The 363-nt window shown below is 60.1% G+C and carries 1 pseudogene; it reads right to left on the bottom strand.

What is annotated here, in order from left to right:
• Window positions 1-363, bottom strand: a pseudogene (locus EP376_RS22755) (ammonium transporter); the annotation flags it as partial.

The raw sequence follows: 363 nt of genomic DNA on the forward strand, positions 1-363 counted from the left end.
TGTTGTCCTTGCCGTAACCCATGCGCTTGCCGACCATCATGGAGCCGACGAGAGCCGCGATACCGGCATTGATGTGGACGACCGTGCCGCCGGCGAAATCAAGTGCGCCGAGGTTGAACAGGTAGCCCGCCCCGTCCCAGACCATGTGTGCGATCGGGAAATAGACGAAAGTGACCCAGAGCACGGTGAACAGCATCACAGCGCTGAATTTGATGCGCTCGGCAAACGCGCCGACGATCAGGGCAGGCGTGATGACGGCAAAGGTCATCTGGAAGCAGATGAACACATATTCCGGGATCACGACGCCGTCTGTGAAGGTCGCGGCCTCGCTGTCTGGCCCTACGCCGGCAAGGAATAGCTTGC

Source organism: Alexandriicola marinus, from assembly GCF_004000435.1.
Classification (GTDB): Bacteria; Pseudomonadota; Alphaproteobacteria; order Rhodobacterales; family Rhodobacteraceae; genus Alexandriicola; species Alexandriicola marinus.